Consider the following 17,010-nt stretch of genomic DNA (forward strand, 5'->3'; position numbering starts at 1 on the left):
GCATCTGCTTCCTCCAATCTAGTTCAGCTGATACTCCGGCGAGGCCAGGAGCAGATAGAGCGCGCCCCGCACACGGCTGAGCGGGTAGGACTTACCATTGGCAAAGGTTACGCTCTCCTGCCGCCCTGTCGCTGGCGTAGTGAGATAGCTGACAACCTGGTCCCGCCGATCGCCGGCTAGCTGCCCGTCAAGCAGGAAAGCCGCAAAGTAGTCTACAAAAGCTTCGGGCGAGGCGATACGGTTTTTCTCGATCAGAGATTGCAGATTGAGTGGATGGACAACGCCACGCCCCAGGCCACGTCGCAGGAGGAGATCAACGTAATTGAGACGCGTCATCCATGTGCCACTATTGAGCCAGAAAGCGCTGACCTTGTCGCCAGGCCAGCCACCAACGTTGGGGGGATCAAAGAGGGTCTGGCCCATGAGCGTGGTGAATTGCGGCAGGAAGCTACCATCGTCCTGGAGGCCCAAAGCTCGATAGGCGCCAACGGCGAATTCAACTGGCGACTTGAGTCGGCTGCGATACGCCTTCGCCGAGGCGAACTGCGGCGAAAGCAGGAGGGCCCGCATGACCGCCCCAATATTATGGTTGCTCTGCTGATAAGCCGTGACGAGCGGCTGGAGATCCTCCTCACTCGGGTTCTCGTAGACAAAGAAGCTAAAGAGCTTGCGCGCCAGAAACCAGGGGGCGGCGGGATGGTTGGCCAGGATCGTGATGACGTCTCGATAATCCAGGTTACCGCTATGCCCCAGGAAATGCTTGATGCGGTCGCTGTGAGTGGCAGGATTGTAATAAGAGGAGAAGCCCCGAACATGCCAGCCGCTAAGGGCCGCCGCTCCTTCGGTGACGTCTTGTTGAGTGTAGTGACCTAACCCGATGGTGAACAGCTCCATCAGCTCGCGGGCATAGTTCTCATTGGGGGAGTTGCGCGTGCTCTTGGTGAGATCGAGATAGAAGAGCATAGCGGGATCACTGGTGATCCCCAGCAGAATGCTATCAAAGGTATCGAAGGCGTGCTCGCGTAAAAACTCGTTCTGGATGATCATGCGCCGATAGAAGCGAGGGCCCCCGACTTTGCGAAAGCTGCTGGTAAGCACCCCATGCCAGAAGAGGGTCATTTTTTCCAGCAGCGGACGCTGCGTCCAGGCCATGCGCAGAAGCCACCAGCGCTGCTGATCCTGCGGGCGATCGAGATTGAGTTTGAGAGCCGCCAGACGCTGCTCCATCTCATCATCGGGCACTTGCTGATAGTGCAGCAAACGATCGACCGCAGCGGTGAAGCCAAGATTGCGATAGAGCGCTAGCTCCTCGGGTCCAGCGCCAAAACCTGCGCGCCTTAGCAAGTGCCCGATGAGCTGCTGGTCAGCCTGGGCGCTGGTTGAGTGGCTATGCTGCCAGAACTGTTCCAGGGCGACGCCTCCAACCACTAACCCCGCTGCACCCAAGCCGATCCCCGCCAGTCCAAGGAGACGGCGCCGGGGCAGCCGTGCCGAGGCTGGTGCTGCGTTTGAGGCAGATGTCGCCGGCTGTGGCTCGCTCTGTTCGGCAGAAGGGGGCCAGCGCGGTTCTTCATAACTTGCTGCTTCTTCCATAAGCCAGGTCGCTCCCGTGCGTACTCTGCAAAAAACAGGCAGGATGTTTTTCCGGGGTATACCAGTCATGCTAGCAGAGAAAACTCAAGATGTCCTCAAGAAGAGCTATATGTTTGCTGAAGATGACTCCCGACAGGAATCTGGCCTGGTCCGTCACCGCGCGAAACTATCAATCGTTCAAGAAAGTTGGAAGCTGTGCCTCTCGCTGTCCAGGAAGGCCCTACCCGCGGGGCCTTCCTTTGCGCAGGCACGCTGCCATCTGCCAGTGCTATATCAGCATCAGCTGTGATAGATGGGTAGCAAGTATAGGGATGAGAAATGTAGAATTGCCACTTGAGCAAAAAACGGCGGAAGCAGATGTCATCGCTCAACAGGAGTTCAAGGAAGAAGCCCTTTCACAGTCGCCAGAGAGACCGCACAGGAGCCAGCGGTTTCTTCTTCTGGCTGTTTTTGGGGGGATGATCCTGGCCATCGTGCTCCTGGATGCCGTGCTCCCTCTGAGCGGCCTCTGGTTCAACGATGCGCTGCTCTCACGGGCCGGCACCTGGTCGCTCTTGCCAACCCAGGCCCTCTTCCCTAACTGGAGTATCATTCCGCTGCAGCCAGTGCCCACCGACCCGGCGATCCCTTCGCCACCGTTGGCCTGGCTGGAGATCATCCTGTTCCTGACAGTCCTGACGGCCCTCTTCCTCCTTTACCTCTACGCCCTGGCCAGACTACCTGCCCTTATCTCCCGTCGTCATGTCATGCTCTCAACGGTAGCACTGGGCCTGCTCTACGCGCTTATTCCCGTAGTTACCTCCCCCGATCTTTTTTCCTACCTGATCTACGCACGGATGGGAGTTATTTATCATCTCAATCCTCTTACCACACTTCCCACTAAAATTCAATATGACGCAACTTATCCTTATCTCTACTGGATCGATCAACCTTCAGCCTATGGCCCAACCTGGGCCGCCATCACCTGCTTCTTGCAGTGGCTGGCGCTGCCTCTAGCTGGCGCTAACAATCTGCTTCTTCCCTTGTTATTGCTGCGCCTGCTTGGCCTGGCCACGCACCTGGGTTCGGCCCTCCTGATCTGGTCTATCAGCGGCTACTTGCAGCCGGCACGCGCTGAAGATCAGCCTGGGCAGCGCCGGCGTATTCTGGCGACACTGGCTTTCGCCTGGAATCCGCTCCTGCTCTTCGAGGCGGCTGTTAACGCCCACAATGATAGCACCCTGCTTTTCTTAATCTTACTCGCCCTCTGGCTCCTTGTGCGCGGGAAGCCCGTCCTACCCCTCTACTCTTTAGTTACCATCCTCTTCGCCCTGGCAGCCTGCCTGAAGATCAACACGGTCCTGCTCTTTCCAGGGCTGCTGTTGCTACTTTGGGGTCGAGGAGTACCGTTGCGCCAGATTGCCTTCTGCCTGGGACTCTACATTGGCTGTATTGTGCTGCTCTATGCCCCTTTCTGGGATGGCGGTGCCGTTCTAGACGTCTTACGCGTCAACCCCTCAGCTTCACGCAATATCAACACAGTTGCCGAATTTCTTGGTCAACTATATAATGCTGCAATTGCATCACATTTCGAGGTGACCATCCCGATCATCGGCTCGCCGGGCGAGCGCCTTACGCATACGCTGAGCATGGGCATCTTTGCTCTCTGCTATTTCTGGCTCTGCTGGCGGGCGTTACGCCACTCCTGGCGCATCAGAACCCCTGGTGGCCTGATCCAGTGGCTGGCGTTGGTCTGGTTGCTCTACTGCGCCCTCGGTACCCCCTGGTTCTGGCCCTGGTACCTGGTCACATTCTTCGGTCTCTATGCCCTGCTGGAAGCAAGCGACGCGAGTAGGCGCTGGCCATTGACGCTCGTGCGCTGGCGTGGGGTGGCTACTCTGCGGCGGCCCCTGCCTTTTCGCCTGCTCAGCCTGACGATGCTGATGCTCTATGGCTCCTACGCCTGGGCTTTGCACGGGGCCTTTGTGCCCTTCCTGCCCGGCTTCAAGCTGGCTTATCTGCGCGGCCCTTGCGCCTGGCTCCTCCCCCTCTTACTAACCTGGCTGGTTGACCGCCTCGCCAGGCGCAGCAACCTTGGCCTCGATCTACCAACAACTGGACGCTCAAATTCTCCTCCTGTTGCTCTTCTCATCCAGCGTCTCTCGCTGCCCTATCGTCTCCTGCTCCAATCCGGCGCCTCCGAGCAGCGAGAGGACAGGCTGTCGCCCTCATCAATGGAATGAAAAAGAAAAAGGACGGTGAGAAGGGAACAGTGCTCGCAGGCTGGGATAGGAATCTGCTCACCACCAGAGGAGGACATTGTGCCTATTGGTTATCTGGCTCAGACGAAGCCTAACCGGTGGTGGCAAGAGCCTGGCTCAGGCTCCTGCCACCTGGCGGGGGAGGACCTCAAGGACCTCAAGGACATCAGACTTTTCACACCTTTGCCGTCCTTCCGCCGCAAGGGGACAGCCCGCTGGCCGTTGTTACCCCCTCAGATAGTCAGACGACGAATGATATCGAGCAGGTCACGCACGTGAAAAGGCTTGACAATGACCTGTTGCACATCTAAAGCGGCAGCAGTGGTCAAGCCAGCTCCAGCGGTGATGACCACAATCTGAGGGAAGGGATAAGCCGGCTCCCACTGGGAGCGCAGGCGCTGCAAGAAGGTCTCGCCATCCATGCCCGGCATAGCCAGGTCGAGCAGAATCACGGAAGGATAGCGCCCCTCACGCACTGCGTTATCGACCCAGGCCAGCGCCTCCTGACCTTCAGCGGCCTCTGCTGGCTCATAGCCATCCAGCTCCAGCGCCCATGCTACCATGTCACGAATGGCCGGATTATCATCCACAACCAGCACTATCGGGTGACGTCCCTCACCCCGATCACAATCGTCATCCATTGCCTCTCGTATTCCCCTTACCATAGAGCACAACAACACTGCAACAAGCCACCTCTGCCAACCACTGCGCTGGCTAGCGTACCCCACAGATCACTAGCGAGCGGGCCAGCCAGCGGCTACCTCTGGAGACCCTTTTGACTGTCTCCATACACCACAAGCCCGCCGAGCTGGCCCAGCCACGTCTCAGCTCCTCCCTCCACCATAGAACAGGGGCAGCCGTCCAGCCCTGTTTACAGAGCCGGGATTGAGGAGCGCAGGAAAGCGCCAATGGCATCAATGAATGCTTGTGGCTGCTCTAGATTGGAGAGATGAGCGGCCCGCGGAATCACCTGCAGCTGGGCCTGTGGGATGCGTGCCGCGTATTCCTGGGCCAGCGAAGGCGGCGAAAGCTGATCCAGTTCGCCCACAACAACCAGCACCGGGCAACGAATGGTAGGCAATAGCCCACGCGCATCAGCCCGCTGAGCCATGCCGCGCGAGGCGGCGGCAATGCCCCGCGGTGTAGCCGCTGCAATCAAACGGCGCACCTGGGCCTCGACCTCGGGCCGCTGACGGAGCGTCTCTTCAGAGAGGAGGCGCGGGATCTGGAGATCGGCCACCGCTTCAACTCCCTGGGTTTCGGCCAGACGCGCCAGCTGCTCGCGATTGGCCTTCCCCTCCTCACTGTCAGGCTCCGGTCGCGTATCGGCCAGAATCAGACCGCGGACACGCTGCGGATACTTGCGGAGAAAGGCAAAGGCCACATAGCCCCCCATCGACAGGCCACAGAGGACAGCCCCTTCCATACCCAGCCAGTCCATCAGTGCCGCCACATCGTCAGCCAGCGTCTCCATTGTCAGGATCTCACGATCGATCTCGCTCTCGCCGAAGCCGCGCCAATCAAGAGCGACCAGGCGATAGCGGCCTTCCCGCAGGAGTCCCTCCATCTCGCCCTGCCACATGCGGCGATTCAGTGGGAAAGCATGCAGAAAGAGCACAGGCAGACCTGCCCCATGATCGTCATAGGCGATTTGGACGCCGTTGAGCCGTGCTTTCATGAGCAGCTTTCCCTCCTCAGTCGAAGTCTAGCGCGCGCCCCAGAGCGCGCTCTGCCTCTATGAGCATTGTCTCCGGGCCTGAGCCAGCCCCGCACCGGCATGCTCACCCGAGAGCCTCCTCGGCCTGCTCGTGAGCGTGATACGAGCTGCGCACAAAGGGGCCGGACTCTACATGACGGAAGCCCATCTTCTTCCCTTCCTCTTTGAGCGCAGCAAACTCTTCCAGCGGCACATAGCGCTGGATCGGCAGATGCTGGAAAGAGGGACGCAGGTACTGACCAATGGTGAGGATATCCACGTCATGAGCGCGTAAATCGCGCATGACCTCCAGCACCTCGTCCCAGCTTTCGCCAAGGCCAAGCATGAAGCCGGACTTGGTCGGAGCCGCTGGATTTAGCTCCTTCGCCCATTTGAGAACCTGCAGCGAGCGCTGGTAAACCGCCTGGGGCCGCACACGACGGTAGAGGCGCGGGACTGTCTCCACATTGTGGTTGAAGACATCGGGTTTGGCGTCCATCACCACCTTGAGCGCATCGTAGTCTCCCTTGAAATCGGGCGTGAGCACCTCCACCTTGCAGCCGGGATTGAGGCGCCGAATCCAGCGAATGGTTGCGGCAAAGATGGAGGCCCCTCCATCTTTCAGCTCGTCGCGATTCACTGAGGTCACTACGGCATAGCGCAGTCCCATCTGTCGCACGGCCTCCGCTACCCGCTTCGGCTCTTCCCAGTCTACTCCCAGGGGACGCCCCGTCTCAACGGCACAGAAGCCACAGCTGCGGGTGCAGATGCGCCCCAGGATCATAAAGGTAGCCGTGCCATGTCCCCAGCATTCGCGGATGTTGGGACAGCGCGCCTCCTCGCAGACTGTGTGTAGCGCTTTGCTGCGCATGAGCCGCTTGATCTCTTCATAGCCCTCTCCCTCGGGCGGGCGCACACGTAACCACGAGGGGCGGCGCTCAGGGATAATGGTCGCCATGATCGTTCCTCTACTTCCTCTCTTGGCTTGGCTTCGGCTTCGCTTCGCTGGCTTCCTGGTCGGCTGGCCAACTGGCCCTTGCTTGCCAGCTTTAGCCTCGCCTACCAGGTTCGATCGAGCATTACCGCATTACCACATCGCCACTCTCCCTCTCTGCTCTACCCTTGCTCCACCAGCGGCACCTTTAATAGACATCGATCTCCGATCCGTAGCTCTGCAGCTTGGCCCGCACGGCCTGCAGGAAGGTAGCGGCTCCAGCCCCATCGAGGATACGATGGTCAAAGGAGAGACAGAGATACATCATGTAACGAATGGCAATGGCGTCTTCCTCTGTCACCACCGGGCGCTTGACCACGGCATCCATGCTGAGAATAGCCGCATGGGGCTGATTGATAATCGGTACCGATAGTATTGTACCAAAGGTACCCGGATTATTGACCACAAAGGTGCTCCCCTGCAGATCTTGCACCGTCAGACGATTGCTGCGTGCCCGCTGTGCCACCTCGTTGAGGCGCCGCGCCAGGCCAGCAATGGTGTACTGATCGGCATCGTGAATGGTAGGCACAACCAGGCCGCTATCGGTGGCAACCGCCACCCCGAGATGGATGCGCTTCTTAACAATGATGCGGTTATCCTCAGTCCAGCTGGAGTTGATCAGCGGTACCTTACGAATACCTTCACAGACCGCTTTCATGACGAAGGGCACGTAGCTGATACTGTAGCCCTCGCGCCTCTTGAACTCCTCTTTGTTACGCTCCAGCCAGCGCGCAATGGCGGTCATATCGACCTCTACCACGGTGGTAGCATGGGGAGCGGTCCGCTTGCTACGCACCATGTGCTCAGCAATGGCCAGGCGCATCCGATCCGGGACGATGACTTCCTCATCCGGGCCAGCAGCCACCGGCTCCGGCCCCCTGGCAGCGACCGCCGCTGAGCTTGCGACAGTCACCGAGGAGGGCCTGGGCTGAGCGGCCACAGCCGCAGCGGGCACCTGCGCCGTCTGCGCGCTGCGCTGACGCTGGTCCAGATAAGCCAGGATGTCTTCTTTGCGTACCCGTCCCCCGATACCCGTGCCCTTGATCTCGTTCAGATCGATGCCATGCTCGCGGGCAAGGCGCCGCGCCAGGGGCGAAATACGCTGACGCTCACGTTCGCCAGGCTGCTGGCCATCGTGTGGCTCCGCCGTCACGGCCTCAGCCTCTACGGAGAGGGCTGAGGTGCCACGCTGCACAGCAGCTGCAGAAGTTACCTGCTCAACCGCGGGCGTCGCCAGAGCTGCGGCTGCACGACTACTCTGGCTGGCACTCGCTTCCTCTGCGACTTCCGCCACTGCCCCTTCCTCCTCAATGAGAGCGATGGCGGTTCCGACTGGTACTGTCTGATCAGCTGGCACCAGGATTTTCACCAGCCGACCAGCGACGGGCGAAGGAAGTTCAGCATTGACCTTGTCAGTCACTACCTCGGCCAGAGCCTCATCCTTTTCCACATAATCGCCTTCGCGCTTGAGCCAGGCAGCGACGGTTCCTTCTGCAACTGACTCGCCGAGACGGGGGAATTTCACCGGCGTTGGCATAGTCCACTCCTCGCAAACAATTACTCCATCAGTTTCCTTTCAGAGGGGAGCGAATTGCTCTCCCTTTCTCCTTTTACGCTTTCCCGGCTTCACGAACTCACTCACCCACTCACTTACGCGCGTGGCCGCCCCCAATAACTAAAGAAAGGGCCTCGCCAAACTAGTAAGCGGCGAGCTGGCGCGCGACGGCCACGATGCGCTCCACGCCAGGCAAGTAGGCCATCTCTAGAGGAGGGGCATAAGGATAGGGAGCGTCGGGAGCGGCCACTCGCATAATCGGGCCATCAAGATAGTCAAACAGCTCCTCGGCCAGCAGAGCCGCCAGCTCAGCCCCCACGCCACCGGTCAGTGTATCCTCATGCACAATCAGCACCTTATTGGTCCGCTTGACCGATTCCTTGATTGTCTCGCGATCGAGAGGAGTCAGGCTGCGCAGATCGACGACCTCGACCGCCAGACCGTCCTCAGTGGCGAGTTGCTCGGCAGCCTTGAGACACTGATGAACCATTGCCCCATAGGTCAGCATCGTCATATGCCGACCGTGGCGACGGATAATGGCCTTTCCCAGTGGGACAATGTAGTCCTCACTGGGTAGCTCTTCGCGCAGCTCCGGCAGGCGATAGAGCAGCTTATGCTCCAGATACAGGACAGGATTGTTATCGCGGATCGCCGCCTTCAGCAGGCCCTTGGCATCGTAGGCGGTGGCTGGCATCACCACCTTAATTCCGGGCGTATGGAAGAACCAGGCTTCTGGACTGGCCGAATGAAAAGGGCCACCATGCGTGCCGCCGCCTGCGGGACCACGAATCACCAGCGGCAAGGGGATTCCGGAGCGCCAGTACATTTTACAGGCCATGTTCACGATCTGATCGAAACCGCAGGTGATAAAATCGATATACTGCATTTCAGCGATCGGGCGCATTCCCATCAGGGCCGCCCCCACCGCCGAGCCAATGATCGCCGTCTCAGACATTGGCGTATCGATCACCCGCTCCGGGCCGAATTCCTCTAGAAAGCCGGCGCTCACCTTGAAGGCCCCGCCGTAGGTGCCCACATCCTCGCCAAGGAGGAAGACCGACTCGTCGCGCCGCATCTCTTCGCGAATCGCCTGGCTGATCGCTTCCAGATAGGTTACCGCAGTCATAGCTGAGTAACAGCCTCCTCTACTTGACTCATCGTGCAGAAAGGCCTCCCGGTGCGCGTATCCAGGGCGTTGACATAGCGTGGATCGGTCGCATCCGGCTCGCCGACAATAGCGATCGGGCCATCGGGAGCAAAGACATAGTCGGCCACGGTCGCCGGATCGGGCGGGGGACTGGCCTCGGCAAAGGCCACAGCGTCATCGACTACGCTGCGCACTCGGGCCTCAATCTCCCGGCGGCGCTCCGCGCTCAGCAGTCCTTGAGCCGTCAAATATTCCTCAAAGCGTCTGATGGGATCCCTGGCGAGCCATTCCTGGCGCAGAGCTGGCGGCACATAGTCGGCCTTATCAGCCTCGGAATGACCTCGGACGCGGAACGTACGACACTCGACGAGCGCTGGCCCCTGGCCACTGCGCGCATGAGCCACTGCCCGCCCCACTGCCTCCATCACCGCCAGCACGTCATTACCGTCGACACTCTCGCCAGGCATGCCATAGGCCAGCGCTCGCTGGGCGAGCTGCTCGATGGCAAACTGCTTGACGGTCGGCGTCGAATAGGCATAGCCATTATTCTCGATCACAAAGACCACGGGCAATCGTTGCACCGAGGCAAAATTGAGGGCCTCGTGAAAGGCCCCGGTACTGGTCGCCCCATCGCCACAGCTAGCCAGCACCACCGTTGAACGGCGGCGCATCTTCATGACCAGGGCGACGCCGCAGGCCACCGGCAGCGACTCGCCCAGCATACTGATCATAGGGACGACCCCATGATGCATATCGCCAATGTGCAATTGGCCGTCGCGTCCCAGCGTCGGAGCATTGCCGCGTGCCAACCACTGGCACATCACAGCGCGTGGCGAGACTCCCCGTACCAGATGCATGCCCAGATCCCGGTGCTGCGGTACAATGCAGTCCCCATCGCGCAGCGTCATCGCCGCCCCGACGGTCGTCGCCTCATGACCCTGCGCTGTATAGACCCCGCCGACAATGCGCCCCTGTAGAAAGAGGGTGCGCGTACGATCCTCCATAGCGCGGGTGAGGCGCATATAATAATAGATCTGCAACAGCAGGTCAGCCCGCTCCGCTTCGCTCATGATCTTCTGGGATACTCCTCCGCATTGTGATCGCCTGATCCCTGCCTGACGAGGGAGTGAGCGTCTATCTGGGTGGCCGACAACAGGCATCTCCAGCGACCAGCATCCAGCCCCTACCGGCGAGCGGTCTCGCCCTCCTCCTCCCCATCGCCCTTGCAGGGCAGCCCGGCCCGAACGGCAGCAAGCAGTGCGCTGCATAAGGGAAGATGTGCATCTGGTTGCCTGGCCGTGGCGATGGACGTGCCTGCCCCCATAAGTGTACCACAACGCGCTCCGTTGCGAGAATAGACGACTCAGGTCCCCCGTCTCCTTGCTCGCGCTTGCTCTTCAAATGCCCGAATTTCCTGACGCAAACGACGAATACGCTCCCGATAGGCATCTTCCGGCTGCCGTAGGTAGCCGGTTTTTTGGCTATCGCCCATGCTCACATGCCACTTGCGAAAGGCCAGGCCGATCTCCGCCTGATAGAGAGCTTTGACCCGTAACCACTGCCTGAAACCGTACTGCCAGAGGGCCTTGCGCTCCTGACGCGTGCGCTGAAAGGAATGCTGTAGTAAGGCGTACTCATCGACTGTGACCACCCCATTGCTCACCTCGGAGGCCAGAAATTCGCGGATGATGGCCGCCTCCTGGGCCAGGGAGCGGATCAGCAGATAGAGCAGCAGCATCTGAACCAGGAAAGGAGGAATATAGTCACAGATGATCGTCACCAGAGCTAGTATGGCCACATGCGTATTGCCAGGATTAGCCTGAACCTCTATGCCCGCCTGAATGTCCACAAAATCGAAAAAGCTGTGCAGCATAACGGCCATGACATAGCCCAGTAAGGGCGTGATCACCTGCTGCCAGCGCGAGCGCGTGTGGCGCGTGTAGCCCAGCATCGAGCCAAAGCAGGCGGTAAAGGTCGGATGCCCCAGCCAGCCTAGCACAACACGATAGATAATCAGAAAGACCAGCGAGTTGCGATAACCGGTGGCGAAATAGCTGAAGTTCTCCACCAGGGCGAAGCCAGCCCCGATCATAGCTGAGTAGACAATACCGTCCGTGATATTATCGAACTGGTCGCGCAGCACCAGAAAGAGCAGGAGCAGGCCCAGCCCTTTGACGGTCTCTTCAGTGAAACCGGCATTGAGACCCTGCAAGGCCGAGCGTAAAACCGTACTCGTACCCGGCGCCAGCAGGTTGAGAAGCACGCTATCGATCAGGCGTTCAATAAAGAAGGCGGTGGGGATGGCGATCACCATGCCCCAGAGAAAGGTAGCCAGACGAAGATACCACGGTTCGCGCTCGAAGCGATCAATGAAGTTGACGAGCAGCAAGGTCCCGAGCGCAGGAACAAGAGGAATAGTGAGGGCCGCCAGCAGACTGGAAGCCCCATTCTGAGTGAGGGCATTGATGCCGATGAAACTGTTGAGAATGAGGGTGATGAGGGCACAGATGGCGAGGATGCTGAGTCCGACACCGGCCATAAGCCAGCGTATACGCCTCCCCAGTCGCGGCGAGAGAGCAAATTGCATGGTCACACCTGCTCCAAGCAGGCTCTCCTCCTCACTCTCCCTCTCGTCCCAGGGTTCACAGACTGCCGCCTCTCCTTCGCCCGGCGGTAAGGTGGCTGGAAGGGGGTTGCCAGGCGCAGATAACACTGCCTGGGGCTGAGCGCTCGGCAGCAGCTGCGTGACTTGCTCAGCATAGCTAGCCCGTGCCTGCTCTCTTGGCCCTTCGCTTCCTCCAACAACGGCCACATGGGGAGCCAGGAATTGGAGCATCGTGCTACCTAAGACGATGAGGTCCTGCGAGCGCAGTGGGAAAGGCACATGCGAGGGAATGGCTTGCCCATTGACCCGGATCACGTTGTGGGGCGTCAGATTGATAATGTACCAGCAGCCATCACTATCAAGCACCACCCGTGCATGCTCCCGCGAGACCGAGAGATCCATCAAGACGACGTCGTTGCTGAGGGCCCGCCCAATACTGGTTTCACGTCGTGTCAGCACATGCACTAGCTGCTCATCGGGCAACCAGGCGGTAGGATAGGGCGTACGTATGGTCCAACCCCGCGTCGTCTGGGGTTGCAGGTGGGGCATGCGCACCACCCGTAGCACACCATAACTCTGGCTCATTGTTCATATGTTCCTGCGGCGATAGCTGTGTTGATCGTCAGTACATACCCTACCTGTTCCCCACGCACTACGCCTTGGATGCCCTGCACACCCGGCTCAGGCCGCGTCGCTGCTATATAATGGTAGCATAGAAAGCGCAGGGAGAGTAAGCCACCTGGCCGCAGAGGTGGCACTCCCGCCGTGCGCAGACGCCAGACTGTGAGCGGCGTAAGGGCCTACATTCAGTAGAGGGCTCCTCTTCCTAGAGAGGACGCACTCGCCCCATACCCATAGGCGTTTTGTACCCTACGCCACAGTAGAAGGCTAAATAGGCGAGCAGCCAGAGCTGTTGCCGCACTGTTAGAGAAAGCCTCGTCGCCGGCGACGGCGCTGGGGCCGACGGGGGGTCAGGCCCGCGCAGGCGATAGACGCAACGTCCGATAAAGCCCGGCTGAACATGCGTAGAGAAATGCACCTGATGCGGTCGCAGGTCATAGTCGTCGATAACAATACCATCGTCAAGAATATACTCTTCGATCAGCTCGGGCTGGACCAGCGCGGCCAGCTCGCGCGTTTCCGGTTCCTGGGCCACCAGCTCTTGCCAGCGCTTGGCCAGCCCGGGGAAGAGGTAGCGCGGCAAAGGCAACAGAGCATAATAGTTTCCATAAACCTTGTTGCGCGTGTTGATCCAGTTGAAAGTTGTGAGCGAATCAAATTCTAGAGTCATACGCTCGCAGCGCGCTGGCTGCAACAAGGCCGCCTGCTCAGCCAGACCATGAAAGGTGGTGAAGCCGGTCCAGCGCGCAGGGTCGTCCGGGCTGGCAATGACTTCTTCGAGCAGAAAGACCTGACGCCCAATCTGCATGAAAGGCGAGCGTCGCAAATTTCCGCTCAAGTGGTTGAATTGAATAAGGGCCTTGTAGAAGTGTGGGAAGAGCTCGCCGAGCAGCAAGGTGATGCGGATCGTATAGGTTTTCTCCGGGCTGAGCGGGAGGTGCCGATTGTTGCGCTCCGCCTCTCTGACCTGGGCCGGCGGCAGCGGAAATTGCAGACTGGAGCAGGTGAAGAGGCGACGCTTGTTTCCTTCGTGGAGGCGTGCAGAGACATCTGGGGCTGCACCACGCAGCCATTCGAGCCAGGCTCCATGTACCAGTTCTCCCGAAAACGGCATTAAGGTTCCAGGCTGCAATGGTCGCAATCGCAGATGCAGAGCATAAAGATCAGCTTTGAAGCTGCCCGGTGATGTTAGAGCTGTGGTTTCCATGCTCGCCCCTTCCGAGAACTCTCATATATAGCTGTACCACAAGTTAATGGTTGCAACTGCCACAACTGTATGTTAGCATAAAATATGTATAACCTCTTGTCCAGCAGGAGTAGGAAAGGTGGCTGCAGACGGGACGGGGAGAAGCTCCTTTTCCGCTCCCAGGCATTGCCACATCGATCTAATGAGCAGAGAGAGAGATGTCGGTGCCTTTTTTAGAGCAAGGAACCTACGAGTTACTGCAGCAGGTAGCGCGCTTCTTTGCAGAGCGGTCCCAGACCCAGGTCTATCTGGTAGGTGGGGCCTTGCGCAACCTGCTGCTCGGCCAGCTCAGCGTTGATTGGGACCTGGTTGTCGTCGGCGAGGCGCCTCTGCTGGCGCGTCAACTGGCCGATACTCTCGGTGGCTACTATGCCCATATGCATGAGAAGGCCAGCCGGGTTGTGGTGCGCACATCAGCGGGAGAGTGGACGCTCGATGTGGCACCATTGACGGGGGCCAGCATTGAGGAAGATCTGCGCCAGCGCGATTTTACAGTGAATGCCCTGGCGCTGCCCCTGGACGTCCTCTTGAGCCTGCCCTCTTCCTCCTCCCTGGCCTCCCTGCCGTGGATCGATCCCTGTGGGGGCCTCGCTGATGCTCACGCGCGTCTGCTACGGGCGGTCAATACGGAGGTCTTTCGCTCCCGTCCGGTGCGTCTGCTGCGAGCCATTCGCCTCGCCCGCCGCTACTCTCTGCAGATCGAGCCAGCCACAGAAGCCCTCATCCGCCGCGATGCTGAACTGCTAGCGACCGAGGTGGCAGAGCGCCTCCACGGCGAGCTATACAGGCTACTCGAACAGGAGGATGCCACCCGCAGTCTCCATCTGCTCGATCGCTACGGCCTGCTGACTGTGCTGGTACCAGAGCTGATACCCGCTCGCGGCATGCCACAGCCCCCGCCCCATTACTGGGACGTTTTTGAGCACTCGCTAGAAACCCTGAGCGCCCTGGAAGCCGTGGCCCGCACGCTGTATCCTGATCCGCTGCCGCTGGATGAACTGTCCTGCTCTCCGTGGTGCCTGCCGCTGCTGATGGCCCCTGAGCAGACGGAGAAGATGGCCCAGCTGCGCGCTCTGGTAGCGGAGGCTAGCCGGCAGAACCTGCTGCAGCTCGCCGAGCTGACGAAACCAGCCTTGAAGCTGGCTGCCCTGCTGCACGATATCGGCAAACCGGCCACTCTGAGCTACGATGAGCAAGGGATGAGCCATTTCTATGGCCACCAACAGGCTGGCGCGCCGCTCGCAGAGGATGTGATGAAACGCCTGAGTGCGAGCAGTCACGACCGCCATCTGGTGCGTCTGATAACGCTTCACCACATGCGTCCGGGCCAGCTCGCGCAGCAGGAGATTGTGACGCCACGCGCTATTCGTCGCTACTTTGTCGATCTGGGCGTGCAAGGCCTGCATGTGGCTCTTTTCTCATTGGCCGACCATGTCGCCACCTACGGCCCCGGCTATGGTGGGCGCCCCGCCGGAGCCTGGGAGGCGCATCTTAGCTGCGTGGCGCTGCTGCTGCGCAGCTACCTCTATGAGCGCGAGCGCTTTCTGCCAACACGCCTGCTGACGGGGCACGAGCTGATGCGCCGCCTGGGACTGGAGCCTGGGCCCCTGATCGGCGAGTTGCTCGAAGTCATCGCTGAGGCGCGCGCCGAGGAGCGTATCCACTCGAAGGAGGAGGCCCTTTGGCTGGCCCGCGAGTATCTGCAGGCCCACGCAACTGGCAGCCGCGAGGCACTCGATCCTGACTCAGACACCTGACCAGTGTTGGCCAATGGCTCAGTCAGGATAGCGCTCTCTTCACCAGCTTCCCAGGTAAGCCAGGCCGCCTGCTCACCTGGCGAGGCCGTTGCGTTGAGCCAGGCCCGTCCTCTGCTCTTGGCTCTGTTCTTACCCGGCAGCCAGCTCGACATCATAGCTCCGCACTCGTGCTCTGTTCCATTCAAAGACCCCGTGCTATAATAACTGGCGATACCCGGCAGCCAAACAATTCCTCAAGTCACCTGGTTCAACAATTCCCAAATAGGAAACGACAAGTATGGCCAAAAAGCGCAAGAAAAATAGCGGCAGCGGCTCCTCGGCAGTCCAGCGACGGGCCCAGATCCAGGCGCAAGCGCAGCTACAGAGCCGCAGCCAGCAGAGCACCAGTGGAGCCAACGCCGGGGGAGTCCAGGGCGGCAATGCCTCCCCGAGCGCATCGGGAACAACGGGCGCCCCAACCAGGAGCGTCAGCACTTCCACTGCGCGCAGCAGCACACGTACGGAATCGACTAGCCGCCCGAGTAGCAGCGCTCGTCAGCCACAGCGCCGCTACACACGCCAGCGCATCAGTGGGCGGACACGCTGGCTCATCGTCGCCGGGGCCTTGGTTGTCGTGCTGGCAATCATTGGAGGCTTCATCTTCCTCTCGCAGCAGCACAGCAGCCCTGGAGCACGTGGCGGCACCGATCCCGAGGTTCTGAATACGGTCACTCGCCTCGACGCCAATCTGCTGGCCCAAATCGGGACTGGTGGCCAGAAGAATCCATTGCAGGCCGTCACAAACCGCGATCGTCTGGTAGGTCCCCACGGCAAGCCCGAGGTCTTCTACTGGGGTGCCGAGTTCTGCCCGTATTGCGCCGCGGAACGCTGGTCGCTGGTGGTCGCTCTGAGTCGCTTTGGCCACTTCAGCGCTCTTCCAGAGACGACCTCTTCCAGTAGCGATGTCTATCCCGATACGGCAACGTTCACCTTCTACGGCAGCAGCTACACCAGCTCCTATATTGATTTTGTGCCGCTGGAGGTGGAGGACCGCAATCAGCAGCCGCTACAGACGCCCAACCAGGATCAACAACAACTGGTGAACGCCCTCAATCCCAGCGGCGGCTTCCCTTTCCTGGACATCGCTAATATCTATATGTCGCAAGGCCAGACCGTCGACCCGGGGCTGCTCAGTGGTCTCTCGCAGAAGGATATCGCGATTCAGATGACCAATTCAAGCACGTCCATTTCGAAGAGCATCCTGGGCGTGGCTAACTATCTGACGGCAGGGATCTGCGTGGCGACCAACGATCAACCGGCCAGCGTCTGTAAGGCTTCGTTTATTCAGACAATTGAGAAGCAGCTCCCACGGGTAGCCCTGGCCCGCTCTGACTCCGTGGCAGTCAACCTGACCTCGCTCAGCGAGGGCCTGCCACCGACCAGTAGCAGCCGCCCGCGTAGCGGCAGCCGGTCCATCTAGAAAATCTGTCTGTTTGCTCTCAAGCGGCTCGGGAGGCGGCTTCTGCCCTTCCGAGCCTGGCTGCACTACGGTTGACAAGCCTATCTAGATGACGTAC

At 59.8% G+C, this 17,010-nt stretch carries 12 protein-coding genes; 3 read left to right on the forward strand and 9 right to left on the reverse strand.

What is annotated here, in order from left to right:
* Nucleotides 1–18: 18 nt before the first annotated feature.
* A complete protein-coding gene (locus KTAU_RS03525; RefSeq protein ID WP_170293026.1) occupies nt 19–1,593 on the reverse strand; it encodes a DUF1800 domain-containing protein in 1,575 nt (524 codons plus the stop codon).
* A 311-nt stretch (nt 1,594–1,904) separates the two neighbouring features.
* Between KTAU_RS03525 and KTAU_RS03530 the strand changes: the two genes are divergently transcribed.
* Entirely contained in the window at nt 1,905–3,815 is a 1,911-nt protein-coding gene (locus KTAU_RS03530; RefSeq protein WP_151727050.1) for an MptA/MptB family glycosyltransferase, read from the forward strand.
* A gap of 251 nt (nt 3,816–4,066) precedes the next feature.
* Here KTAU_RS03530 and KTAU_RS03535 read toward each other — a convergent pair whose 3' ends face one another.
* The 8 genes from KTAU_RS03535 to cas6 form a co-directional block, all read right to left on the reverse strand.
* Complete coding sequence (locus tag KTAU_RS03535; protein ID WP_170293027.1) at nt 4,067–4,474, reverse strand: response regulator; 408 nt, start codon at nt 4,472–4,474, stop codon at nt 4,067–4,069.
* Between the two features lie 230 nt (nt 4,475–4,704).
* Nucleotides 4,705–5,511, reverse strand: a complete 807-nt coding sequence (locus tag KTAU_RS03540) for an alpha/beta fold hydrolase (RefSeq protein ID WP_151727052.1) — start codon at nt 5,509–5,511, stop codon at nt 4,705–4,707.
* Between the two features lie 103 nt (nt 5,512–5,614).
* Nucleotides 5,615–6,487: a lipoyl synthase gene (gene lipA / locus KTAU_RS03545; protein WP_112428737.1), complete on the reverse strand. Its 873-nt coding sequence runs from the start codon at nt 6,485–6,487 to the stop codon at nt 5,615–5,617.
* A gap of 184 nt (nt 6,488–6,671) precedes the next feature.
* The gene (locus KTAU_RS03550; protein WP_151727053.1) at nt 6,672–8,060 is read right to left on the reverse strand and encodes a dihydrolipoamide acetyltransferase family protein; all 1,389 of its coding nucleotides are present in this window, start codon (nt 8,058–8,060) and stop codon (nt 6,672–6,674) included.
* Nucleotides 8,061–8,220: 160 nt separating this feature from the next.
* The gene (locus tag KTAU_RS03555; protein WP_112428741.1) at nt 8,221–9,204 is read right to left on the reverse strand and encodes an alpha-ketoacid dehydrogenase subunit beta; all 984 of its coding nucleotides are present in this window, start codon (nt 9,202–9,204) and stop codon (nt 8,221–8,223) included.
* Entirely contained in the window at nt 9,201–10,295 is a 1,095-nt protein-coding gene (locus KTAU_RS03560; protein ID WP_151727054.1) for a thiamine pyrophosphate-dependent dehydrogenase E1 component subunit alpha, read from the reverse strand. The genes KTAU_RS03555 and KTAU_RS03560 overlap by 4 nt, the downstream gene beginning before the upstream one ends.
* Nucleotides 10,296–10,588: 293 nt before the next feature.
* Nucleotides 10,589–12,415, reverse strand: a complete 1,827-nt coding sequence (locus KTAU_RS03565; protein ID WP_151727055.1) for a PrsW family glutamic-type intramembrane protease — start codon at nt 12,413–12,415, stop codon at nt 10,589–10,591.
* 241 nt (nt 12,416–12,656) lie between these two features.
* Nucleotides 12,657–13,658 (reverse strand): CRISPR system precrRNA processing endoribonuclease RAMP protein Cas6, encoded by a 1,002-nt coding sequence (cas6, locus tag KTAU_RS03570; protein ID WP_151727056.1) that lies wholly within the window; start codon nt 13,656–13,658, stop codon nt 12,657–12,659.
* A gap of 197 nt (nt 13,659–13,855) precedes the next feature.
* Here cas6 and KTAU_RS03575 point away from each other — a divergent pair, with 197 nt between their 5' ends.
* Nucleotides 13,856–15,454, forward strand: coding sequence for a tRNA nucleotidyltransferase/poly(A) polymerase-related protein (locus KTAU_RS03575; RefSeq protein ID WP_151727057.1), 1,599 nt, complete (start codon nt 13,856–13,858; stop codon nt 15,452–15,454).
* 277 nt (nt 15,455–15,731) lie between these two features.
* Complete coding sequence (locus KTAU_RS03580) at nt 15,732–16,913, forward strand: DUF929 family protein (protein ID WP_151727058.1); 1,182 nt, start codon at nt 15,732–15,734, stop codon at nt 16,911–16,913.
* The last annotated feature ends 97 nt before the right edge of the window (nt 16,914–17,010 follow it).

The sequence above is a fragment of the Thermogemmatispora aurantia genome (assembly GCF_008974285.1).
Taxonomy (GTDB): Bacteria; Chloroflexota; Ktedonobacteria; order Ktedonobacterales; family Ktedonobacteraceae; genus Thermogemmatispora; species Thermogemmatispora aurantia.